The 20,843-nt window shown below is 69.6% G+C and carries 19 protein-coding genes, 1 pseudogene and 1 riboswitch; of the genes and pseudogenes, 7 read left to right on the top strand and 13 right to left on the bottom strand.

What is annotated here, in order from left to right; translation table 11 throughout:
* The first annotated feature begins 61 nt into the window (after positions 1 to 61).
* The 3 genes and pseudogenes from AHOG_RS03465 (at position 62) to pth (ending at position 1,663) form a co-directional block, all read left to right on the top strand.
* A complete protein-coding gene (locus AHOG_RS03465) occupies positions 62 to 682 on the top strand; it encodes a 50S ribosomal protein L25/general stress protein Ctc (protein WP_093940070.1) in 621 nt (206 codons plus the stop codon).
* 132 nt (positions 683 to 814) lie between these two features.
* Positions 815 to 1,042: pseudogene (locus tag AHOG_RS30205) on the top strand (DivIVA domain-containing protein); the annotation flags it as partial.
* Positions 1,043 to 1,663 (top strand): aminoacyl-tRNA hydrolase, encoded by a 621-nt coding sequence (gene pth, locus AHOG_RS03460; RefSeq protein ID WP_376700071.1) that lies wholly within the window; start codon positions 1,043 to 1,045, stop codon positions 1,661 to 1,663. It begins immediately after the preceding pseudogene.
* Positions 1,664 to 2,485: 822 nt separating this feature from the next.
* On the opposite strand, the gene AHOG_RS03450 is transcribed toward pth, so the two are convergent.
* Entirely contained in the window at positions 2,486 to 3,742 is a 1,257-nt protein-coding gene (locus AHOG_RS03450; protein ID WP_093940067.1) for an FAD-dependent oxidoreductase, read from the bottom strand.
* A 69-nt stretch (positions 3,743 to 3,811) separates the two neighbouring features.
* Here AHOG_RS03450 and AHOG_RS03445 point away from each other — a divergent pair, with 69 nt between their 5' ends.
* The gene (locus AHOG_RS03445; protein ID WP_093940066.1) at positions 3,812 to 4,426 is read left to right on the top strand and encodes a PadR family transcriptional regulator; all 615 of its coding nucleotides are present in this window, start codon (positions 3,812 to 3,814) and stop codon (positions 4,424 to 4,426) included.
* Between the two features lie 911 nt (positions 4,427 to 5,337).
* Here the strand turns inward: AHOG_RS03445 and AHOG_RS03440 are convergent.
* Entirely contained in the window at positions 5,338 to 7,152 is a 1,815-nt protein-coding gene (locus AHOG_RS03440) for an ABC-F family ATP-binding cassette domain-containing protein (protein WP_093940065.1), read from the bottom strand.
* A gap of 89 nt (positions 7,153 to 7,241) precedes the next feature.
* On the bottom strand, positions 7,242 to 8,477 hold the full coding sequence (locus tag AHOG_RS03435) for an MFS transporter (RefSeq protein WP_093940064.1): 1,236 nt from the start codon (positions 8,475 to 8,477) through the stop codon (positions 7,242 to 7,244).
* Between the two features lie 456 nt (positions 8,478 to 8,933).
* Here AHOG_RS03435 and AHOG_RS03425 point away from each other — a divergent pair, with 456 nt between their 5' ends.
* On the top strand, positions 8,934 to 10,193 hold the full coding sequence (locus AHOG_RS03425) for an MFS transporter (RefSeq protein WP_093940062.1): 1,260 nt from the start codon (positions 8,934 to 8,936) through the stop codon (positions 10,191 to 10,193).
* A gap of 20 nt (positions 10,194 to 10,213) precedes the next feature.
* Here AHOG_RS03425 and AHOG_RS03420 read toward each other — a convergent pair whose 3' ends face one another.
* The 4 genes from AHOG_RS03420 to AHOG_RS03405 form a co-directional block, all read right to left on the bottom strand.
* Entirely contained in the window at positions 10,214 to 11,179 is a 966-nt protein-coding gene (locus tag AHOG_RS03420; protein ID WP_093940061.1) for a 4-(cytidine 5'-diphospho)-2-C-methyl-D-erythritol kinase, read from the bottom strand.
* A 280-nt stretch (positions 11,180 to 11,459) separates the two neighbouring features.
* Positions 11,460 to 12,299, bottom strand: a complete 840-nt coding sequence (locus tag AHOG_RS03415) for a MetQ/NlpA family ABC transporter substrate-binding protein (protein WP_093940060.1) — start codon at positions 12,297 to 12,299, stop codon at positions 11,460 to 11,462.
* A 185-nt stretch (positions 12,300 to 12,484) separates the two neighbouring features.
* Positions 12,485 to 13,171, bottom strand: a complete 687-nt coding sequence (locus tag AHOG_RS03410) for a methionine ABC transporter permease (protein ID WP_093940059.1) — start codon at positions 13,169 to 13,171, stop codon at positions 12,485 to 12,487.
* On the bottom strand, positions 13,168 to 14,187 hold the full coding sequence (locus AHOG_RS03405; protein ID WP_093940058.1) for a methionine ABC transporter ATP-binding protein: 1,020 nt from the start codon (positions 14,185 to 14,187) through the stop codon (positions 13,168 to 13,170). Before AHOG_RS03405 ends, AHOG_RS03410 begins: the two co-directional genes overlap by 4 nt.
* A gap of 197 nt (positions 14,188 to 14,384) precedes the next feature.
* Positions 14,385 to 14,476, bottom strand: a riboswitch (SAM riboswitch).
* A gap of 729 nt (positions 14,477 to 15,205) precedes the next feature.
* On the opposite strand from AHOG_RS03405, the gene AHOG_RS03400 reads away from it, so the two are divergent.
* Together AHOG_RS03400 and AHOG_RS03395 are read left to right on the top strand one after the other, a co-directional pair.
* Positions 15,206 to 16,414: an NAD(P)/FAD-dependent oxidoreductase gene (locus tag AHOG_RS03400; RefSeq protein ID WP_093940057.1), complete on the top strand. Its 1,209-nt coding sequence runs from the start codon at positions 15,206 to 15,208 to the stop codon at positions 16,412 to 16,414.
* Positions 16,414 to 17,349 (top strand): sigma-70 family RNA polymerase sigma factor, encoded by a 936-nt coding sequence (locus tag AHOG_RS03395; protein ID WP_093940056.1) that lies wholly within the window; start codon positions 16,414 to 16,416, stop codon positions 17,347 to 17,349. Before AHOG_RS03400 ends, AHOG_RS03395 begins: the two co-directional genes overlap by 1 nt.
* Before the next feature lie 182 nt (positions 17,350 to 17,531).
* On the opposite strand, the gene AHOG_RS03390 is transcribed toward AHOG_RS03395, so the two are convergent.
* The 6 genes from AHOG_RS03390 to AHOG_RS03365 all read right to left on the bottom strand — a co-directional run bounded on the left by AHOG_RS03390 (position 17,532) and on the right by AHOG_RS03365 (position 20,843).
* Entirely contained in the window at positions 17,532 to 18,053 is a 522-nt protein-coding gene (locus tag AHOG_RS03390; protein ID WP_093940055.1) for a hypothetical protein, read from the bottom strand.
* On the bottom strand, positions 18,046 to 18,615 hold the full coding sequence (locus AHOG_RS03385) for a hypothetical protein (RefSeq protein ID WP_157736610.1): 570 nt from the start codon (positions 18,613 to 18,615) through the stop codon (positions 18,046 to 18,048). Before AHOG_RS03385 ends, AHOG_RS03390 begins: the two co-directional genes overlap by 8 nt.
* A 31-nt stretch (positions 18,616 to 18,646) precedes the next feature.
* Positions 18,647 to 19,183 carry a hypothetical protein gene (locus tag AHOG_RS03380; protein WP_093940053.1) on the bottom strand — a complete coding sequence of 179 codons (537 nt, stop codon included), beginning with the start codon at positions 19,181 to 19,183 and terminating at the stop codon, positions 18,647 to 18,649.
* Positions 19,180 to 19,863 (bottom strand): polymorphic toxin type 50 domain-containing protein, encoded by a 684-nt coding sequence (locus AHOG_RS29240; RefSeq protein WP_211290519.1) that lies wholly within the window; start codon positions 19,861 to 19,863, stop codon positions 19,180 to 19,182. The genes AHOG_RS03380 and AHOG_RS29240 overlap by 4 nt, the downstream gene beginning before the upstream one ends.
* Positions 19,863 to 20,114, bottom strand: coding sequence for a hypothetical protein (locus AHOG_RS03370; RefSeq protein ID WP_093940051.1), 252 nt, complete (start codon positions 20,112 to 20,114; stop codon positions 19,863 to 19,865). The genes AHOG_RS29240 and AHOG_RS03370 overlap by 1 nt, the downstream gene beginning before the upstream one ends.
* Before the next feature lie 99 nt (positions 20,115 to 20,213).
* Positions 20,214 to 20,843 carry a hypothetical protein gene (locus tag AHOG_RS03365; RefSeq protein ID WP_093940050.1) on the bottom strand — a complete coding sequence of 210 codons (630 nt, stop codon included), beginning with the start codon at positions 20,841 to 20,843 and terminating at the stop codon, positions 20,214 to 20,216.

Raw genomic sequence — 20,843 nt, 5'->3', positions numbered from 1 at the left:
CGCCTCACCGCCGCAGCCGCCCACCGGTCACATCACCCGATGTCGCAAGGAGTGCAATCCCGTGTCCCAGGTACGTCTTGCCGCCGAAACGCGCACCGAGTTCGGCAAGGGTGCCGCCCGCCGCACCCGTCGCGCGGGAAAGATCCCGGCCGTCCTCTACGGTCACGGCTCCGACCCCAAGCACCTGTCGCTGCCCGCGCTCGAGTTCGCCAGGGTGGTCCGTGAGCACGGCCGCAACGCGGTGCTCTCCCTGGACTTCGCAGGCGGAAGGCCGGAGCTGGCGCTGACCAAGACCGTCACGGTCCACCCGCTGAAGAACTACATCGAGCACGTCGACCTGCTGCTCGTCCAGCGCGGAGAGAAGGTCAACATCGAGGTTCCGATCGTCGTCAACGGCGACGCGGGCCCCGGCACCCTGGTCAACCAGGAGGTGACCGTCGTCGAGGTCGCCGCCGACGCTTTGAACATCCCGGAGCAGTTCGAGGTCTCGGTCCAGGGCGCCACCGAGGGCACCCAGGTGCTCGCCTCGGAGATCAGCCTGCCCGCGGGCGTCGAACTCGTCACCGAGCCCGACACCCTGATCGTCGCGGTCAACGCCGCCCCGACCGCCGCGCAGCTGGAGGGTGAGACTCCCGAGGCAGCCGAGGGCGGCGAGGAGAACGGCGAGGCATCGGAGAGCTGATCCGAGCCGACGCGGCGCCCACAGGACGCGCGGCGTCGAACCGGTGGGCGAGCCACCCGAGGAAGTTCGCGTCGACGAGGGCGGCACACTCCAGAGCGAGTGTGCCGCCCTCGTCCCATCGAGGGGACCGACATGGAACTCACCGCAGCGCAGGTGCGCCAGGCCGTCTTCGCCAGGGCGGACCTGCTCCGGCGCGGTTACCACGTCGGCGAGGTGGACACGTTCCTGGAGCGGGTGGCGCTGGCCCTGGAGGGCCGTGCGGAGCTGAGCTCGGCCGAGGTCGAGTCCGTCGCGTTCTCCCGATCTCCATGGGGCACCCGCGGCTACCATGAGGACGACGTCGACGTGTTCCTGGACCGCGTGCATCAGGCGCTCGCGGACCGAGCCGGAGAGAAGAAGTCAGTGGACGAACCACAGCTGTGCCTCGTCGTCGGGCTCGGCAACCCCGGACCGTCGTATGCGGGCAATCGTCACAACATCGGGTTCATGGTGCTCGACGAGCTGGCCTCGCGCGTCGGCGGGAAGTTCAAGAACCACAAGAGCTCGGCCGAAGTCGTCGAGGGCAGGCTGTCGGGTCGGCGAGCGGCCCTGGCCAAGCCGAAGTCCTACATGAACCTCTCCGGCGGCGCCGTCGCCGGCGCGGTGCGCTTCTTCAAGATCCCGCCCGCCGCCGTGATCGTGGTGCACGACGAGCTGGACCTGCCGTTCGGCACGGTGCGGATGAAGCTCGGCGGCGGCGACAACGGCCACAACGGCCTACGGTCGATCACCTCCTCGCTCGGCACCAAGGATTACCTGCGGGTGCGCTGCGGCATCGGCCGCCCGCCCGGCCGGATGGACCCGGCGGCCTTCGTGCTGCGCGACTTCTCCACGGTGGAGCGCAAGGAACTGCCCTTCTTCGTCGACCACTCCGCCGACGCGGTCGAGGCCCTGATGACCGAGGGGCTCGAAGCGGCGCAGAATCGGTTTCATACGAAGTGACGGCTGCGGCAGGCTGACCGAGCTACGGCCGATATCGCGGGGAGAGCTCCCACGGCAGGAGGTCTCATCGGAGAAGAGCGCACGAGAGATGCGAACATTCTCCGGTTCCATGCATATTCTCGGTTCCGTCCAGGCGGGCGTCATCGCCAGTGTCCGTTCGAGTGTCTCGCGCGGTAACGACGTGAGCCCGTCATCGGCGGAGAAGGCGATCAGCTGCCGTTCCGTCGAGTCGAGACCGCCACCAGTCGGGTGGAGCAGCCGCTCCCAGACTCGCCGGTCCGGACACAGAACCGCGAGGGGTCCGACCATCGACGACTCTTCTCCGCCGCGTGCGAGCACATAGCCCACAGACACACCATGTGGTTCGCATCGGTGTCCTCGGTCAGCTCGACATCGCCGAAAGCCGGCACGCGTCGATCAACCGGGAATACGGCCGGATCTCACTCCTTTCCTTCCGGAAGGCAGAGCGGGGGACGAGTCAGATCGCCACCGTATACCTCGGTGATCAGGCCGATGACGTCTGAGTCGGTCCCCTACCCCGCGATCCGCCGGCGGTAGTCATCGAAGACGACCTCCTCGCCCCGTCGCACCTCGTCTGCGGACGAGGACGCCAACCGGTCGATCTCCGCGACACACGGTCGGACCGAACCGTTGTCGGCTCTCACGAAGACCTCATCGCCGTCGGATATCGCCGCGGTCTGCCACCATCGTCGACGCGGCGCCTCGCTCACGCGGTCATACGCCGGAGCAGTCGCTCGACGACTTCGGCGCCGACGCGACAGACCACCGCGCATGATCGCGCCCCAGGATGCCGCCCGGGGCTCAGGGGCGGCTACCGGGTATCGACGAGGACGCTTCCGCGTCGTCGTGGGTGTCGGCGAGGTCGGTACGGTAATCGGTGATCCACCGCTGAGATCCGAACCGACGGATCATCGCGAAGGCCAGGCGCATCGAGGCATCACGTATCGCCAGGGCGATCGGGTGCGCAGAGCCCGCTTTCCGCGCCCCGCGTCGGCGGCCCTCGGCCGCGATCCGCTCGACTCGATCGCGACGAACCCGTTCATAGGCCGCCAGCGCTGCGGGCGCCCCGCCGTGGACGCGCACCTGACGAGCCAGTTCCACGGCGTCCTCGAAGGCCAATGATGCGCCTTGTCCGCTGGAGGGGGAGACGGCGTGGGCCGCGTCTCCGAGGAGCCCGACCCGACCTCGGTGCCAGCGAGGCAGGGAGAGGAGGTCGTAGGTACCCCTCGGCCGGAACTGGCCGGGATCGGCTGCCTCCATGATCCGAGTCAGTTCAGGCAGGTCACCATCGAACAGCTCGAGGGCGTGATCCCGCCAGGTCTCGTCCCCCTGCGCCGCGATCTCCTCGCGGCTGCGCTCACTATGCCCGAGGTTCGCGAACCAGAAGGTGCGCCCGTCGGGTGCGCGCTGATAGCCGAAGAACGCCCGGGCGCCGAAGACCATGCGGACCGTCTCGTGGGGCGTCGGAGGAATGTCCACAGCGGGGACATATCCGCCGATTCCCAGGAGGCCGGTGTAGGTGGGTCGCGGCGCATCGGGACTGAGCGTCCGACGCACCGCGGACTGGATGCCGTCGGCGCCGAGGAGCACATCGCCTGTGGCGCTGGTGCCGTCGGTGAATGTGGCGGTGACCTGGTTTCCCTCGTCGGTGTAGCTTCGCAGCCGTTTGGCGTACTCGAAGTCCACCCCCTGCTCGATCGCCGCGTCAGTGACCGCGCGCTGCAGGGCCGCACGGGTGATCGTCACGCTGCGCAGTTCCGGAGGTAACCGGGATTCATCCCCGAGCAGACCCAGGCGACGGCCATCGCCGTTGACGAACTCGGTACGGGTGGTGTCGAAACTGGCGGCGGCACGAACCCGATCCAACATCCCGACGGCCCGTAGGGCGGCCAGGCCGTTGGGTGCCACGGTGAGAAAGGCGCCGAGCTGATCCGCCGGCCCCGCATAGGCCTCATGCACGATCGGCGCCACCCCCACCCGAGCCAGGGCGGCTGCGGTGACCGGTCCCGCGATCCCTCCGCCGATGATCAGAGCCGTGGTCGCACTGGCGTTAGTCATACTATGACTATACATAGAATGACGGATCGTGCCACCACGTCGGTGCGCAGCAGACAAGGAGGGGTGCCGATGACCCCGAGGGCTCGACGCCGATCACCGCTGTCGGTGCAGGTGTTGCAGCTGCTCGACGAGGAGCCGATGCACGCCTACGGCATGCAACGTCTGATCGCCGAGCGACACAAGGAGCGGATCGTCAACATCGCTCAGCGCAACAGCATCTATCAGACGTTGGACGGGCTGCTGCGCGGGAACCTGATCGAGGTGCATCGGACCGAGCGGGACCCGGGCCGTCCCGAACGCACCGTCTACCGACTCACCGAGTCCGGGCGCGCCACTCTCGATGCGTGGCTACGCACGATGCTGAGCGCACCCGCCCAGGAGTTCCCCGAATTCCCGGTCGCGATCGCAGCGATACCCAGCCTCACACCGGAACTGACCATCGAGCTGCTGGCCAAACGCGTGTGTACGCTCCAGGAGAAGCTGGACCGGGCCGACGACGACACCGTCGAGGCGGAGAAGCTGGGTCTCCCTCGGCTGTTTTCTCTCGAACACGAATACCTCCGCGTCCTCACCGAGGCCGAGCTGCGATGGGTTCAGGAAGTGCTGGACGACCTGCGCGCCGGGCGTCTCACCTGGGACCGCCAGTGGCTGGCCGAGGTCAACCACCGGTTGAGTTCGGGATGATCTGGCGCTGTCGGTACGAAGCCGTTCAGCACTGACCGCTTCCGGAGTCGTCCCGTTCAGGAGATCCCTGATCTTTCTCGAACAAGCGGCACCATACGCACCGCTCCCACGTCAGTCGCGTGTATCCGAGTACGCTCGCCGTCACGTCCACGCCGTCCATGTCGATCACGACCGCGTTGATCCCGGTGCGAGATCCGATCGTGGCGATCGATCTTCGGTGATAACAAGCCGGATACCTCGTTCGGGCGCAGCGAACACCGAGCCCTCGAACAATCGATCTTCGCTGGAGCTGTGATCCGGCCGGCCGACGGGCCCACACCCGCCGACCAGACCAGCCGGCCGTTGCGCGGCCTGCTCATTCGCGCAATCGAAGCCGGATCGACGTGGACCCCGCACCCCGCAGTTCCACCATCCACGGGGCGTAGCGCTTCGCCGAAGCCTCATCCGCCGAGCCTGCCCGCGGCACCGTCGGGCCGCCGGAGGTCACCGAAATCCGCTTCACCATGGATGTCGTATCCGCTGGCCGGAGCAGGCCCCATACCCCGCTCTCCCGGCAGCAGGCGTCGACGACGGACGGCGGCCTCACCCAGCCTCGTCGGCGGTCGTGGCGGTCGGCCGATCGACCTCGGCCACGTGCGGCCGGACGGAAGCCCCGGTGATCCCGGCGAAGGCCTCATAACCCTCGGCGATCGCAGGTCGGCCACCGCCGCGGACCGCAGCGCCTCGGTGAGTCGTTCGTACGCCCGGCGAAGCCGGTCCACGGCCTCGGTCACCGACACGACGTCATCTCGTACGCTTCGTGATCACGCGTGGCCATCGTGCCACCGGGTCGGGCCGGATATGAAGAGTCGCCTCGGGGTGTGCCGGAAGGAGCCGCGCCGTCTCATCCGGCTACCGACGGCGGCCGCCCCTCACCCCTCCAACGCGTCGGCCGCCAGCAGCCACTCCTCCTCGATCTCCGCCTTCTCCGCCTTGACCTCGCGGAGTTCGGCGTCGAGGTCCATCAGGCGCCCGGTGTCGCTGCCCGCGTCGGCGAGTGCCTGATTGAGCGCGGTCTCCTTCTTGTCCAGGCTCGCCAGCTTCCGTTCCAGCTTCGCGAGCTGCTTGCGGGCCGCCCTGGTGTCCGCGGCCGACAGGCCCGCGGCGGAGGGCGCCGCGTCGGAGTCGGTCCAGGTCGCCGCCGTGGAACCCGACGCCACCGCACCCGCCGTCTTGGGCTGGGCGAGCGCCTGTTCCCGCCTGCGCAGGTACTCGTCGATCCCTCCCGGCAGGTCGGTGACGGCTCCGTCGCCGAACAGCGCCACCACCCGGTCGCAGACCCGCTCGATCAGATACCGGTCGTGGGAGACCACCACCATCGTGCCCGGCCAGGAGTCGAGCAGATCCTCCAGCTGTTGCAGGGTGTCGATGTCGAGATCGTTCGTCGGCTCGTCGAGCAGCAGCACGTTCGGCTCGGCCATCAGCAGGCGCACCAGCTGGAGTCGGCGTCTCTCGCCGCCGGAGAGGTCACCGACGGGCGTCCACTGCCTGCCCTTGGGGAAGCCGAGCCGTTCGGCGAGCTGCGCGGCGGAGAGGTCCTGTTTGCCGAGGGTGACTCGGGTGGCGACCTCCTCGACGGCCTCCAGCACCCGCAGCTGGGCGGGCAGATCGTGGAGTTCCTGCGTGAGGTGTGCCAGGCGCACCGTCTGTCCCTGGATTCGCCGCCCCGACGCCGGTTCGCGCTCCCCCGCGAGCATCCGCAGCAGGGTGGTCTTCCCGGAGCCGTTGACGCCGACGAGGCCGATCCGGTCGCCGGGTCCGATCCGCCAGGTGACGTCCTCGGCGATCGTCAGGTCCCCGGCACGCAGGTCGACGTTCTCCAGTTCGAGCACGGTGCGTCCGAGTCGCCGCTTGGCGAAGGTCAGCAGTTCGACGTTGTCGCGGGGCGGCGGCACGTCGGAGATCAGCGTCTCGGCGGCCTCGATGCGGTACCGCGGCTTGGAGGTGCGTGCCGGCGCCCCCCGACGCAGCCAGGCGAGTTCCTTACGGGCCAGGTTGCGGCGCCGGTCTTCGGCGGCGTCGGCCTGCCTGGCCCGTTCGGCTCTGGCGAAGATCCAGTCGGCGTAGCCGCCCTCGTACTGTTCGACACCTCCGCCGACGACCTCCCACGTCCTGGTGCACACCGTGTCGAGGAACCACCGGTCGTGGGTGACGACGATCAGCGCGCAGCGTCTGGCGATCAGGTGGTCGGCGAGCCAGCGGACGCCCTCGATGTCCAGGTGGTTCGTCGGCTCGTCCAGCACGATGAGGTCGAGTTCCTGCACGAGCGCGGCGGCCAGCGCGACCCGCCTGCGTTCGCCGCCGGAGAAGTTCGCGACCGGGGCGTCCAGGCCGCGTGCGGTGATGCCCAGGCCTTCGAGGATGCCGCGTACCCGGGCGTCCGACGCCCATTCGTGCTCGGCCGCGTACCCGAGCGGGTCGAGGATCGCCTGGCGGACGGTCGAGCCGGCAGGCAGTTCGGTGCGCTGGGTGACCACGGCCATCCGCAGGTCGGAGCTGTGCGCCACTCGGCCCGAGTCCGGCGGCTCGATGCCCGCCATCACCTCGAGCAGCGTCGTCTTTCCACCGCCGTTGAGTCCCACGACGCCGACCCGCTCGCCGCGACCGATGCCCAGCGACACGCTGTCGAGCAGGTTGCGCACGCCGTAGGACTTCGACACCTCGGACAGGTTCACCAGGTTGACCATCGGCCGGGACCACGCTCCGTTTCGTCCGCTCACGTCTCGGGCCTGCTCGGCCCGATTCACCGGCATTATCCGCCGGGACCGCCGGGCCGTCACACACCCGTCTCGGCTGGGCGCCGCCGCCCGCGTTTCCGCGGCGCTCGCATGACCAGAGCCGCGAGCACGGTGACGACGACGGACGTCAGGCCGCCGACGGCGATGACCGTCGGCGCCGAGGCGATGCCCAGTGCCGCGCCGATGAGCGCCAGCGAGAGCTGCCCGGACGCCCCGTCGGCGACGAGGTAGATGCCGAGCACCCGACCGTGCAGGTCGCGGGGCACGTCTCTGAGCAGCAGGGTGACCTCCAATCCGATGATGACGCCGCCCACGACGCCCATGACGAAGAGCACCGCCGACACCGGCAGCAGCAGCGCGCCCAGCGGGGCCACCGCCGCCCACGCGAATCCCTGGACGAGGTAGGAGGCGACGTTGGCTCGGCTCTGCATGCTCGGCGCCAGGCGGCCCGCGCCGAGGGTGCCCAGCAGCAGACCGGCGCCATAGACGGCGAGGAGGACGCCCACGCCGCGTCCGTCGCCGGTCAGGTCGGCGCCGAGGATGCCGAGGAGAACGGTGAGGCCGCCGCCGATGAGCCCCCACGCCGTGCACAGGACGACGATGGCGCAGGCGCTCGGGTGCCGTCGGAGGGCGGCGAGGCCGCCGCCGAGCCGTAGTCCGCCCCCGGCGGCGGCAGGTCGGGCGGTCTCTCCCGGCACGGTCCACACCAGCGCGGCGGCCAGCGCGGCCATGGCGGCGGCCGCGGCGAAGGTCGGGACGATGCCGAGCACGGTGACTCCGGCGCTGCCCAGCAGCGCGCCGAGGATCAGGGTCAGCGCCATGATGCGGGAGACGGCGGCGTTGGCGGTCGTCCACCGTGACTCGTCCAGCACGGCGTAACGGAGCCGTTGGAGCGCGATCGGCGGGAAGCGCCCCGCGATGGAGGCTGTCGCGTGACAGCACGCCACGGCCACGAGCGAGTGCTCGAGGAACAGCCCCATGCTCAGGGTCATGGCGGCCTGGACGGCGAGTCCGATGCTCGCCACCCGACGCGCGTCGCGGTGGTCGACGACGGCGCCCGCGAGCGGACCGACGAGCAGACCGGGCACGGTTCCCGCCAACAGCATCCAGGCCAGCGTCGAGCCGGAGCCGAACTCCAGTACCCCGACGGTCAACCCGATCTGCATCATCCACCGGTCGAGCGAGCTGAGGAGGCCGATCGTCCAGAGTCGACGGAAGGGTCGCGAGTTCCAGACACGGACTCGTCGGACGGCGGGGGCGGCGGGATCTGTCACGGCGAGAAGGCTGCGACCTCCAGTCGACTGGAGGTCAAGGGCGGCCGGGTCGCGGACGTCCGCGCTCGAAGAACACCGCAGGTGAATCGGCCTTGTTGGACCGAAGGGCGCACCGCGCTAGCCCGTCTCGGCCCTTGTCACCGGTGTGAGGTGCTCCGTAATGTCAGCAGCTTGGCGCCGGTGTCTCGGCACCCGAGGGCGACACCGGGGTCGTGGCACGGCGCCGAGCCCGCTCACCTCACGGACCCTCCCTCATTCCGACGTCCCTTGAATCGATCGGCCGACGACGGGACACCCGGCTCCCCTCGGCCGCCGCCCGGATCGCGCCGTGCCGGTCCCGCTCCATCCCCTGATTCGTCTCGGTCGCCGCCCCGGTCTCCGTGACACGGACGACGACGAAGCTCGCAGACGGGGCACCGCGGGGCACCGCCCCCTGTCTTCACGAAAGTCGAGTCAGTGACCAGCAGCGGTGCCGATTTCGCAGACCCTCCGCTCACGAGGAGCCGCAGTTTTCTGGCGTTGCTCGCGGCGACGGGCATCTCCGCGCTGGGCACCGGCCTCTACCTGCCCGCCATCGCGCTGCTCGCGGTCGCGCTGACCGCCGATGAGAAGGCCGTCGCCGCGCTGAAGGTCGCGACGGTGCTGCCCGCGGCACTGGTCATCCTGTGGTCCGGGGTCGCGGCGGACCGGATGCGACGTCGAGCGTTGATGGTCTCCAGCGACCTGGTGCGGGCGGCGGCGATCCTCGGGTTCGCCCTGCTGGTGGCCGACGACCTCGCCGCGTTATGGCCGCTGTACGTGGTGGCGATCGTGCTCGGCACGACCCAGACGGTGTTCGACAGCGCCTCGCAGGCCGTACTGCCGCAGGTGGTGCCCAGCTCGGCGTTGAACCGGGCCAACAGTCTGCTGATGTCCTCGTGGACGCTGGGTGTCGCCTTCGTCGGCCCGGCGCTGGGGGGCGTGCTGTTCGCGATCGATCACGCGCTGCCGTTCTTCGTCAACGCGGGCACCTTCGTGGTGTCGGCGGCGCTGCTGATCTGGGTCCGGGTGGTCGCGGCGCCCGCCGGCCACCACGCGGACGCCAGGGCCGAGATCCCGAACAGTGTGACCGCCGATCTGCGGATCGGTGTGCACCACGTGCTGCGTCATCGTCTGCTGCGGTCGATGACGATCATCGGCGCCATCATCAGCTTCTGCGTCGGGATGATCACCAGCGTGTTCGTGCTGTTCGCCACGCGATGGCTCGGGCTCGACGCCGTGGGCTACGGGCTGCTGCTCGTCGGCGAGGCGGTCGGCGCGTTCGTGGGCAGCTTCCTCGCCGTGCGGCTGGACGGTCGGGTGAGCCGTCGCCTCATCATTCGGGCCGCGCCCCTGCTCATCGGGGTCATGTACGTGCTACAGGCTGTGACGTCCTCGCTGGTGCCCGCCTTCGTGGTGGTGTCCGCGGGGAACGCCATGTTCATGGTCTGGACGATCGTGGCGACGTCGGTACGGCAGATCATCGGACCGAACGCGCTGCTCGGCAGGATCACGAGCGTCGATCGGCTGGGCGGCCTGGTGGCCACGGGGGCGGGCGCCCTGGTCGGGGGCGCGGTGGCGGGCGGACTCGGCGTTCAGGCGCCGTTCTTCCTCAGCGCCGCCCTGTTGGTCGTCCTGCCGCTGTGCGTCTCGCTCCGAGTGGACGAGCACGAGGTGCCTGCGGGGCTGCGCTGGTGACGGCGCGCGATGCCTCCCCGTCATGCGTGTACCGGGGGCGGAGCGGGCCGCGGCTGTTCCTCGCGTTGGACGGTCTTCGCTCCGGGGACCGGTCCCTGGGCCACGCGCACCGTGCGGCACACGCCCGCCCCGGACAGTTCGGCGGCGACCTGCACCGCCGAGGCCGCGCTCTCGCAGAGGAAGGCGCAGGTCGGACCGGAACCGGAGACGATGCCGGCCAGCGCACCCGCGTCGACGCCCGCACGCAGGGTGCGACGCAGTGTCGGCCGCAGCGAGACGGCGGCGGCCTGGAGATCGTTGCCGAGGAGCAGGGCGAGCTGGCGCGGGTCGCCGGAGGCCAGTGCCTCCAGCACGGGTTCGACGGTCCCGATGCGGGGCGGCCGACCCTCGCTGCGAATCCGGTCCATCTCCTGGAAGACCGTCGGCGTCGACAGGCCGCGCCTGGCCAACGCCAGCACCCAGTGGAAGGAGTGCCGGGACAGCACGGGCACGAGTCGTTCGCCTCGCCCGGTGCCCAGGGCGTTGCCGCCGTGCAGGCAGAAGGGGACGTCGCTGCCGATGGTCGCCGCCACGTCGCCGAGTTCGTCCCGGCCGATGTCGAGCCGCCAGAGCGAGGCGAGGCCGACGAGCGTGGCCGCGGCGTCGGCGCTGCCGCCCGCCATGCCGCCCGCCACCGGGATGCCCTTGTTGATCACCACGCGGACCTTCGGCTCGTCCGGGTCGCGTCCCACGTGGCGGGCGAGGGCCTGCACCGCACGCCATACCAGGTTCGACGGGCCGGTCGGAACCGCGTCGGCACCCTCGCCGTATACCTCCACGCCGGGCTCGTCGGCGACGGCGACGGTGACCTCGTCGGTCAGCGACAGAGCCTGGAACACGGTGACCAGGTCGTGGTAGCCGTCGTCACGCAGGTCGCCGACACCGAGGTGCAGATTGACCTTGGCCGGGGCGCGAACCGTAATCGGGGGTGGCACGACTGCGAGCACCCCTGCAGCCTACGGGCGGTTCCGGGTGATGTGTTCGGTCCACCGCCGATGATCACCCGACGTCATCGACCGGACACCGACCGTTGTACACGGCGGTGCGATCTCGCGGTCCGATCGTGTGAGACAGACACGGACCGACACGGACGACAGGTCAGGAGAGTCGCGGACGGAGCCGCCACGGCATGAGATCGGACACAGCCGCACCCGGCCCCGCCCCTCCGACGCGAGAGGGCGGGGCGGACCGATGTCCACCCCGCCCTCGCCTCGTCACGCGTGTGTTCTAGAACGACGGCAGCACGCCGCCGTCGTAGTTCTCCTCGATGAACTGGCGGACGTCGTCGGAGGTCAGCAGCTCGACGAGCGTCGCGATCCTGGGGTCGTCGGCCAGCGCGGGCGTGGTCACGACGCCGTTGGCGTTGGGGTTGCCCTCCGCCTCCTCCAACAGGATCGAGTCGTCGGCCGGGCTCAGGCCCGCGTCGATGGCGTAGTTGCCGTTGATCACGGAGGCGTCGGTGTCCTGGAGGCTCACCGCGAGCTGCGCGGCCTCCAGCGGGGCGAACTCGAAGTTCCTCGGGTTGTCCTCGACGTCGGCCTCGGTGGCCTGCCCCTCGGTCCCCTCGCGCAGGGTGATCAGCCCGTTGTCGGCGAGGAGCTGAAGGCCGCGGTTGAGGTTGGCCGGGTCGTTGGACACGCCGATCGTGGCGCCGTCCGGCAGGTCGTCGACGGACTCGACGCTCTCCGAGTACAGGCCCAGCGGTTCGAGGTGCACGGCCTCGATCCACTCGTACTCGCCGCCGTGCTCGATCTCGAAGTTCTCCAGGTACGGGATGGTCTGGAAGTAGTTGGCCTCCAGCGACCCGTCCTGCAACGCGGTGTTGGGCTGCACGTAGTCGTTGAAGGGGACGACCTCCAGCTCCAGCCCGGCGTCGGCGGCCAGCTCCTGGTCGATGAACTCGAGGATCTCGCCGTGCGGCACGGGGCTGACGCCGACCCGCAGCGGGCCGTCGGTCGAGGCGGCCTCGTCGGTCGTCGAGGCGTCCTCGCTTCCGCAGCCCGCCAGGACGGCAGCCGAGGCGGCGAGCAGGACGGTCACGTCTCTGAGTCGACGGGTGGTGCGCATGGCGATGTCTCCGTTCTGCGGAACTTCTTCGGTGTTTCGAGGTCTGTCGTCGTCGCACGCGGTCGGTCACGCGGTCGTCATGAGTCCACTGTGGACAGACCCGACGGCTCACTGACCGGCGTCGACGTCGGATGTCGATCGAGAGGGGCCGGGCCGCCCCGGTGAGCGTCAGCCCCGGTTCGGCGTCAGATCTTCAGCGCCGACCGCCGCCGGTCGATGGCCCGCGCGAGCCGGTCGAAGAGCAGCTGGGTGAACCAGGCGAGCGCGCCGAGCGCCACGACCGACGCCCACAGCATTCGGGTGTCGTTGCGCTGATAACCGAAGCGGATGGCCACGTCGCCGAGCCCGCCGCCGCCGATCACGCCCGCCATCGCCGAGTAGCCGATCAGCGTCACCGCCGTGACGCCGATCGCCGCCACCAGCGCCGGGCCGGCCTCCCGCAGCAGGACGCTGCGCACCATGCGGGTCCGACTCGCACCCGTGGTGATCGCCGCCTCCACGACCGAGGCGTTCACCTCCCGCAACGCCGCCTGGACGAGCCTGCCGACGAACGGGATCGCGCCGACCGTGAGGGGGACGATCACCGCCGTCGGCCCGATCGTCGTCCCGACCAGCGTCCGGGTGACCGACCCCAGCAGGACCAGCAGCACCACGAAGGGCAGCGAACGGCCGATGTCCACCACCACGCCCAGCACCCGGTGCAGCACCGGCCGCGGGCTCAGGCCCGTCGGCGAGGTGATGTGCAGCAGCACCCCGAGCGGGATGCCGCCGAGCGCGGCGAGGATCGTGGCGATGCCGACCATGTAGATCGTGTCTCCGGTGGCGGCTGACACCAGGTCGAAGACCCGATCCCACGGGGTCGGTTCTCTCACGCGGCTACTCCTGGAATCTCTTGTGGGGCGCGACGGATCGTCGCCTCGTGGTCGCCGAGCCAGGCCAGCGCGGCCTCGGCCCGGTCGCCGGTCAGACCGATGCGGAACCGCGCCACCGGGGTGTCGCCGAGCCGCGTCAACCCGCCGCCGAGAATGGCCAGCTCGACGTTGAAGCGATTCGCCGCCTCCGGCAGCAGCGCCCCGACGGCCGCGAAGCCGACGAGTACCACCTCGGCGACGACGTCGGCCCGCGCCGCGCTGCCGGCCAGGCCGGCGGCCTGGTCGATCTCGGGCAGCAGCGAGGCGGTGATCCTGCTGCCGGGCACGGTGAGCAGGTCAAGCACCTTGCCGTGTTCCACGATCTGCCCGTCGGCCAGCACCGCGACGTCGTCGCAGATCCGGCGGACGACGGCCATGTCGTGGGTGACCACGAGCACGGTGACGCCGAGTTCGGCTCGCACGCGGTCCAGCACGGTGAGCACCGATCCGGTGGTCTCCGGGTCGAGTGCGGAGGTCGGCTCGTCGGCGAGCAGCACGGACGGCCGGGCGGCCAGCGCCCTGGCCACCGCCACCCGCTGACGCTGTCCGCCGGAGAGCTGGTCCGGGTAGCTGCCCGCCTTGTCGGTGAGTCCGACCAGGTCCAACAGCTCCACGACCCGCGTCCGGCGGGCCGCCGGGCTGACGCCCGCGCTCTCTAACGGCAGGGCCACGTTGCCCGCCGCGGTGCGCTGCCGCAGCAGCGAGTCGCCCTGCGGCACCACACCGATGCGGCGGCGGGCGGCCCGCAGGTCACGGCCCCGCAGCGACACCAGGTCGGTGCCCTCCACGGTGATCGAACCGCTGTCGGGCTGCTCCAGCAGCGCGATGCAGCGGGCCAGCGTGGACTTGCCCGCGCCACTGGGCCCGACGACGCCGCAGACGGTGCTCTCCGGGACGGACAGGGTCACCCCGTCCAGGGCGTGCACGACGCCCTTCTTGCCGGGGAAGGTCTTGGTCAGCTTCTCGACAGTGATCATCTCTGCTCCACGACGCCGGGCCGCTCACGGGCGGCACGCTGAGACCGCCCCCGACGAGGGGGCGGTGAGAAAGGGGGGCGATGACTACCGGGGGTCAGTCTCGGGATGCAGCGAGGTGGACCCGACAGCCGGAAGCGGTTCGACGACACTGGTCGACCACACGTCGGCGCGTGAGCATGAACTGAACTAACACTACGACTCCATCGGTCCTGGCGTTAGCACCTGCCCAACGGGTGGGTGGTTGCTGCGGCGTCGTCGAGCCAGGTCTCTCAGCCGCTCAGGATGGTCGGTCTCACAGAGTAAAACCGACAAGCGAGTTCCCGCGCAAGTAGATTCAGGCCACACCTGGGCGACGACACCCGTTTCGCCCAACGGACGCGGCGGCACGACATGGGCTCCAGGCACGAGCCGACGCGCCGGGCGTGGCGAAGGACACGGGGCGGTCTTCGAGGGCGCCGAGTGGTCACGTCGACGCCGAACGCGCGGCCATGCCAGGCGCGCGACGGCCGCAGGCCGACGCTTCGGCGGCGGCGGGCTCGACGGAGTCCGCGCAGGCAGCAGCGCCGAGGACCGGCGGAGTCGCTTCGGGACGACCGAGCCGAGGACGGTCCCGCCGACGACGCGGACGGCGCACCTCCCACCGGCAAGGTTCCCGGCACGGCGGAGACGTGGCAGGCCGAGGATGCCTGCTCTTCTCGACCGGCCGGGGCGGCGTGGTCACGACGGCCGCCGGGCCCGCCTCACGCTGCCGACGTCGCGTCGCGATCTCCACCGGCGTCCCTCCCAGCCGCCTGCCTGCGGCCGATGACCGGCGGTTGGCGGCCGGCGGTTGGCGGCCGGCGGTTGGTGCCCGGCGGTTGGCTGCCGGCGGCCTGCGGCATCGCCTGGAACACGACATCCCCGGGCCCCAGGCCGGAGACACCGCCACCGGATAGTGAGCCAGATCACGTCACCGTTCTGTCAGGGATCCGGCTGCCGCCCCGTTCTAAGGGCGTCCAGACAGACGGGAGTACGAGCCATGCGACATCGCATCATCGTCCTGGGAGCCGGATACGCCGGAGTCTTCGCCGCCGGGGCCCTCGCCCGCCGGCTGCACCCCGACGACGTCGAGATCACCGCCGTCAACGCCGAACCCGACTTCGTCGAGCGGATGCGCCTGCATCAGCTCGCCGCAGGCCTGGATCCCCGTCGACACGAGCTGGCGGAGCTGTTCGCCGACACCGGCGTCCGGCTGCGCCTGGCACACGTCACCGCCATGGACGCCGAGCGGCGGACCGTCTCCGTGACCGACGACGAGGGCACCGACCAGCTCGGCTACGACACCCTCGTCTACTCGCTCGGCAGCACCGTCGCCGACCACGGCGTTCCCGGCGTCGACGAGCATGCCTTCCATGTCGCCGAGGGACACGCGGCGCGGCGACTGCGTCGGCGACTGGACGAACTGGGCGAGACCGGGGAGGTGCTGGTCGTGGGCGGCAACCTCACCGCGATCGAGGTCGCCACCGAGATCGCCGAGTCGCGGCCGGGGCTGGGCATCACCCTCGCGACCAGCGGCGAGCTGGGAGGCTGGCTGAGCGAGAAGGCGCGGCGTCACCTGCTGCGAGCCTTCGAACGCCTCCACATCACCGTTCACGAGCACACCACCGTCGACCAGGTCTCGGCGACGGGAGCGGTCGCCGCGAACGGCACCGTCCTGTCCTCCGACGCGACCGTGTGGGCCGCGGGCTTCAGCGTCCACCCCATCGCCGCCGCAGGCGGCCTCACCGTCGAGGACGACGGCCGGATCACCGTCGATCGCATGATGCGGTCGGTCTCGCACCCGGACGTCTACGCCGCGGGCGACAGTGTCCACGCCGTCGACAGGAACGGTCGCCCGCTGCCGATGTCCTGCGCGTCGGCGGGCTTCACCGCCAGGCAGGCGACCGCCGCGATCATCGGGGATCTGACCGGCCGCTCGATCACGAAGGTTCCGCTGGGGTACTTCGGCAACTGCCTCAGCCTCGGACAGAAGGACGGGATCTTCCAGGTCGTCGACGGCGACGCGCAGGCGAAGTCCTGGTCGGTGCGCGGCCGTGGGGCGGCCCGCTTCAAGAACGCCGTGCTCAAGGGCGTCATGGTGACGTCGAGCAACCCGACGAACGGGCTCCCGGCGCGCAGACACCGCCTGGCCGCCGATGCCGGGTCCGCCCGTGCCGCCGACCATCGTCGACACGTGGGGTCGCCCTGATGAAGGCCACCGGAGTGGAGTGTTTCGAGGCCAGCCGTTCCCGGCTGGCCTCGCTCGCGTACCGGCTGCTCGGCTCGGCCACCGACGCCGAGGACACCGTGCAGGACGCCTTCCTGCGCTGGCAGGCCGCCGACCAGACGCGCATCGAGATCCCCGAGGCGTGGCTGACCAAGGTGGTCACCAACCTGTCCCTCGATCGGCTGCGCTCGGCGAAGACACGGCGTGAGCGCGTGGTCGGCGACTGGATGCCCGAGCCGCTTCTCGACGGTGATCCGATGCTCGGCCCGGCCGAGACCGTCGAGCAGCGGGAATCGGTGACGCTGGCGGTGTTGACGCTGCTGGAGCGGCTGACACCGATCGAACGTGCCGTCTTCGTGCTGCGGGAGGCCTTCTCCTACAGCCATGCCGAGATCGCCGACCTCCTCGACATCACGGTGTCCGCAAGCCAGCAGCACGCCCACCGGGCCCGACGTCATGTCACCGCCCGACGGGACGTCGGCGCGGTCGACGCCGCCGCCGCGCGCCGAATCGTCGGGGCGTTCCTCGACGCCGCGTCCTCGGGTCGCACCGAACGGCTGGTGGAACTGCTGACCGACGACGCGACCGCGATCATCGACGGGGCGGGCTGGGGAACGGGGCTGAAGCGGTTCTCCGATCCCGAACAGATCGCCGCGGTCCTGCGCGCGGGACTGAAGCCGACCCCGGCGAAGCGGCGGATGGCAGGCGGCTCCCCGGCCGTCCACACCGCCGTGGTCAACGGTTCGCCGGCGATGATCGTCACGGTCGACGACCGGGTGCTGGCGGCGATGATCCTGGAGATCCGCGACGGCAGGGTGGCGACGGTGCACGGAATGGCCGCGCCGGAGCGCATCGCGCGCATTGCACGGGAGTGGAGCCGACGCGAGCATGCCGAGCCGCTCATCGAGTCGTGGTGATCGAAAGGACGTCGGCTTCTCGTCACTCGTTCCCGTGTTCTGGCGGATCGCGGACTACTTTCGCGATCCGCCAGGGTTCCGGCTGCGGGCGTGACCGGAACCCGCGATCCTTCGACGAGACGCCGAACACGGACCGGACGCCCCTTTGGTCACCGGGCGGGCCGCCGGTCCGGCGGCTTCGGTCACTCCGACCGCGAGAGTTCCGGATACAACGGGGAGAACTGCCACGGAAGGAAGTCCTCGTCGGAGAACAGCGCGTGATAGACGCGGACGTTCTCCGGGTCGGTGAAGGCCAGCGACATATCCAACGGTTGTTCGAGTTGCTCACGGGAAGGGAACTCTATGCCTTGCGCACCGAGGATATCGAAGACGGCTTCCTCGACGGAGGTGAGGCCTTCGCCGGACGGGTAGATCAACTGATGCCAGTAGCCGCCGCCTGCCCGCGCGAGAACGGCGAGGGGGGCGACCATGGAGATCTCCAGAACCCAGATCGAAGTTTCACCGACCATCTCATAACCGAAGCAGACCTCATAGTTCAGATCGATCGATTCAGCAACCTCCAGGGCGTCCAAGGCACGAATCCGCTCGATGGCGGAATCGTAGGGCCGCGCCGCCAGCTGCGCGCGAACGAAGGAGAAGTCGGGACAGGCCAGATCGCCGCCATAGGCGCTGGTGATGAATTCGACCATCTCGTCCTCACTCATTCTCCTGCCACCCGGATCGTTCGGAATCGGCACCATCGCCGATCCATCGCCGGGAGAGTTCCGGATACAGCGGCGAGAACTCCCACGGGACGAAGTCCTCGTCGGAGAAGAGGGCGTGATAGACGCGAGCGTTCTCGGGGTCGGTGTAGTCCAAGGTCATGTCGATCGGCAGCTCCAACGTCGCCCTACTGGGAAATTCGATCTGGTGTTCGGCGAAGACGGCGAACATCTCCTGCTCCACTACATGAAGGTCCTGGTCGTCGGGATACATCAAGCGCTGCCACTGATGATCCCCGGTACGTGCCAGGACGGCCAACCGTCCCAGCATCGACAGCTCCAAGACCCATTCCTGTTGCGGATGATCGACCTTGTAGGCGAAGGCCACGTAGTTGATGGTATCGGTGTGCTCAGACAGCTGGACGGAGTCGAGCGCGCCGAGCTGCTGAATCAGCGAGTCATAGGGACGCTGTTCCATCTGACTGGTGATGAAGGAGTAGTCGGGCGCGGTGAGATCGCCGCCGTACACGCGGGTGATGACGGAGAGCAGGTCCTCCACAGTCACACCCCATCCCACAGAGCCGACCACGACACCATCACTCCGACCAGCTGCGATCCCGCCCCGAAAGCTCCGGATACAACGGTGAGAACTCCCACGGCAGGAAGTCCTCATCAGAGAAGAGGGCATGATAGACGCGGACGTTACCCGGGTCGGTGTAGTCCAAGATCATATCAAGCGGGTGCTCCAGTATCGCACGGACAGGAAACGTGATCTTCTGTTCAACAAGGAGGCCGAATACTTCACATTCGAAGGGAAGCAAGTCGCCCTCCCCTGGCCGAAGAAGGCGATCCCAACCGTGTTCCCCGATTCGAGCGAAGACACCGATCGGACCGAGCATCGAAAGTTCCAACGCCCAGGACCGGCCACAATTCTCGATCACGTAGGCGAATGAGGCATAGGTGTTCGCATCGGAATACTCCGATATACGCACATCGCCGATGGACTCAATCCTATTGACGATCTCATGATATGGTCGACGCTCCAACGCCGGGTCGACGAAGTAGAAGTGAGGATTACTCAGATCACCACCATAGGACGCCGTGATCAAAGAAATTATCTCGTCTAGATTCATGAGAACTCCCGACAAGTACGTACACGTCCAGGACCGCAGGGATGCCCATGCAGGCGCCCCTTATTGTCGAGATGGACTCGAACGCGAGTTTGCAAGGAACCGCGACTACTGACGCCAATCGGATAGCCGAAGTCATATTCCCGAACGTGATTCTTGCCTGCGACAGGAAATCCTTCCTGCCAGGTTCTTCTGACAAGCACGCGAGCCGCCTCCTCATCGAAGAACGCTGACGCCCCGCCCGTCTTCTCGTCTTTCCGCTGCGCGTACTCCCGTGTCCCCAGCACGTGTCTGGCCTGCTTCTGGGTGCTGATCCCGCGTGGCTCGTCGGGCCAGCCGGGCGGGGTGCTGCGGTCGACGGGGGCGACGGGAACGACGTCGGCGGCCGAGGCGGCGAAGGTGGGCGGCGTCAGGACGGGGGCGATGCCAAGGACATCGGCGGCGTACTCGTCGAGGTGGCTGCCCGCCGCGCCCCAATGGCCTGCGGTGCGGCGCAGGATGTCGCGGGCGTGGGTCAGCTCGTCGCGGGCCTCGCGGAGCAGCGGGTTGCGCGACTCCCGCGCCAGGGCGGCCACCTGCTGAAGGATCTCGTCGATCCGGTCCGCCTCGGCCAGCGCCTCGGCGACCGGCAGGTCGGCCTGCACGGCGGCCAGTGCCGCCGCCACGTCTTCGATCTCCGACATCACAGGGCCGCCGCATAGGTGCGCAGCGCGCCCATGCCGCCGCGAAGGCGCGCCGCGCACTCGTCGACGCCGAGGCCCGCCAGGTCGAGCCGCCGGATGGCCGCGTCCGCCGAGGCCGCCTCGCTGGTGGAGAGCACCCGACGCAGCACGCCCGCCGCGCGGAGTCCCGCCTGGCTCAGCGTCCCGGCGGGAAAGGCCGCTAATCCCGCCACGAGCGCGTGCAGCTCGCCGCGCAACACGGGCACGGACATGGCTCTCCTCCGTAGTCGAACGATCTCTCAGCGTCACTGTATCGGCCTCGTCGAACCCCGACGAGCCTTTTTCCGGACGTCAGCAGAGCCCGGCTGCCGCTAGCGGCCTGCGCCGGGCGGGCAGCCGAGCCGCGGCGGGTCGCCGGGCACGCGGCCGAGCAGCCCACCGTCCGACGGCGCGGCGAGCAGACAGGCGGTGCAGGGCACGCCGTCGCCTGCGGCTAGGCGTTCGAGGGGTTCACCTAGTCGGAACGATCGGCCGCACTGCGCGACGAGCCGAGTCGCGGTGATGCCGTCGTCGGTGACGACGTGCACGACAGGCGTTCCGACGCGACGGACGAACCACCGGATCGGATCACCGGGCATCGGGAGGTCGGCCTCGCCGAGGTGAATCGCGCGGCAGTCGGGACAGTCTTCGACATGGGTGGCCGGCACGCCGGGCTCCACCTCGGCGGGCGACGCGCCGACCGTCACCCACGCCCCGCAGAGCGCCACCGCCCGTTCGCCGTCGACGAGCAGTGCCTCACCCTGATCGACGAAGACCTTGTGCCGTTGGAGGATCAGGCCGACGGCAGGCGCCGAGATCTGATCGACGAGCATCGGTTCCGAGGCGAGGCCTGTCCCGAACGTCGCACCGGCGATCCCGGCCCGGCCGCCGTCGCCGCAGGACGGATTCCGACGCGCCGCATCGGCGGCGCCCGGCCGGTCGTCGCCGCGCGGGGCGCTCAT

Source organism: Actinoalloteichus hoggarensis, assembly GCF_002234535.1.
GTDB lineage: Bacteria > Actinomycetota > Actinomycetes > Mycobacteriales > Pseudonocardiaceae > Actinoalloteichus_A > Actinoalloteichus_A hoggarensis.
Note: the sequence above shows the minus strand (reverse complement) of the source record. Positions and strands in the feature narration are given on the sequence as shown.

Coding starts and splice junctions, on each gene's coding strand:
- AHOG_RS03450 (WP_093940067.1), bottom strand. CDS start 3,742: ATGACTAACGCCAGTGCGACCACGGCTCTGATCATCGGCGGAGGGATC.
- AHOG_RS03445 (WP_093940066.1), top strand. CDS start 3,812: ATGACCCCGAGGGCTCGACGCCGATCACCGCTGTCGGTGCAGGTGTTG.
- AHOG_RS03440 (WP_093940065.1), bottom strand. CDS start 7,152: ATGGTCAACCTGGTGAACCTGTCCGAGGTGTCGAAGTCCTACGGCGTG.
- AHOG_RS03415 (WP_093940060.1), bottom strand. CDS start 12,299: ATGCGCACCACCCGTCGACTCAGAGACGTGACCGTCCTGCTCGCCGCC.
- AHOG_RS03405 (WP_093940058.1), bottom strand. CDS start 14,187: ATGATCACTGTCGAGAAGCTGACCAAGACCTTCCCCGGCAAGAAGGGC.
- AHOG_RS03400 (WP_093940057.1), top strand. CDS start 15,206: ATGCGACATCGCATCATCGTCCTGGGAGCCGGATACGCCGGAGTCTTC.
- AHOG_RS03395 (WP_093940056.1), top strand. CDS start 16,414: ATGAAGGCCACCGGAGTGGAGTGTTTCGAGGCCAGCCGTTCCCGGCTG.
- AHOG_RS03390 (WP_093940055.1), bottom strand. CDS start 18,053: ATGAGTGAGGACGAGATGGTCGAATTCATCACCAGCGCCTATGGCGGC.
- AHOG_RS03380 (WP_093940053.1), bottom strand. CDS start 19,183: ATGAATCTAGACGAGATAATTTCTTTGATCACGGCGTCCTATGGTGGT.
- AHOG_RS29240 (WP_211290519.1), bottom strand. CDS start 19,863: ATGTCGGAGATCGAAGACGTGGCGGCGGCACTGGCCGCCGTGCAGGCC.
- AHOG_RS03370 (WP_093940051.1), bottom strand. CDS start 20,114: ATGTCCGTGCCCGTGTTGCGCGGCGAGCTGCACGCGCTCGTGGCGGGA.
- AHOG_RS03365 (WP_093940050.1), bottom strand. CDS start 20,843: ATGAGCGCCCCGCGCGGCGACGACCGGCCGGGCGCCGCCGATGCGGCG.